Below are 917 nucleotides of genomic sequence, written 5' to 3' on the forward strand. Positions count from 1 at the left end.
GCACCCCACAGATGCTCCAACACCTGCCGATGCCCGAACGTCAACACACCCGGCCTGGCCACCAACACCCCCAGCACAACCAAGATCAGTTGCACTGAACCTTAGAAACCACCCGGCGTGTCGTGGCGATAACTTCATGATCGACGCGATCGGGTCGGCAGGGTTGGGGGCCGTTGGGTGGGGAAGGACGAATTCATGCAGCGCGAGGCTAGTGGTGGTGTCGAGCGGCCGTCGGATGGTGCGGCGTCGGACGAGGCCGTGATGGGCAGCGCGGCGGCAGGTGTGGTGCACCGGTTGGTGCAGCGGCACGAGACCCTCGCGACTGTCGAATCGCTCACCGGCGGGTCGCTGGCCGCGTCGATCGTCGACATCGCCGGGGTCAGCGGGATCTACCGGGGTGGCCTCGTGGTCTACGCCACCGAGTTGAAGGGCACCCTGGCGGGCGTCCCCACCGACCTGCTGTCCGAGCGGGGCCCGGTGGACCCGGACGTGGCGGCGGCCCTCGCCGAGGGCGGTCGCCAGCGCTGCGGCGCGGACTGGGGGGTGGCGACCACCGGCGTCGCCGGCCCCGAACCGCAGGACGACAAGCCCGTCGGCCTGGTCTACGTCGCGGTCGCCGGTCCCAACGGTGGGGAGGTCCGCCAGCTCGACCTGGACGGCGGGCGGGACCACGTCCGCGCGGTCGCGGTGATCGAGGCTCTGCGGCTACTCGCCGAGCGGATCCATGACGCCGACGTGAAGGACGACCTCGACCCCGACGCCAGGTCCCCGAACCCGCAACCGACCACCCCTAGGGCGTGTCTTCAAAGGCTCACAACCATTGGAGTAGCGCGGCGATAGTGACTGTGGCCTGGAACGAGGTCGCGGTCTTGTCGTAGCGGGTCGCCACGCTGCGGCACTGCTTGAGCCGGTTGAAG

The 917-nt window shown here is 69.5% G+C and carries 1 protein-coding gene; it reads left to right on the forward strand.

Going from position 1 to position 917, the window contains the following annotated elements:
- Positions 1 to 261 precede the first annotated feature (261 nt).
- A complete protein-coding gene (locus tag KBX34_RS33200; protein WP_210929009.1) occupies positions 262 to 840 on the forward strand; it encodes a CinA family protein in 579 nt (192 codons plus the stop codon).
- The last annotated feature ends 77 nt before the right edge of the window (positions 841 to 917 follow it).

Source organism: Micromonospora sp. M61 (assembly GCF_018070245.1).
In the GTDB taxonomy this organism is placed as follows: domain Bacteria; phylum Actinomycetota; class Actinomycetes; order Mycobacteriales; family Micromonosporaceae; genus Micromonospora; species Micromonospora zamorensis.

Excerpts from the sequence above, each read along its gene's own strand:
- KBX34_RS33200 (WP_210929009.1), top strand. The coding sequence starts at position 262 with ATGGGCAGCGCGGCGGCAGGTGTGGTGCACCGGTTGGTGCAGCGGCAC.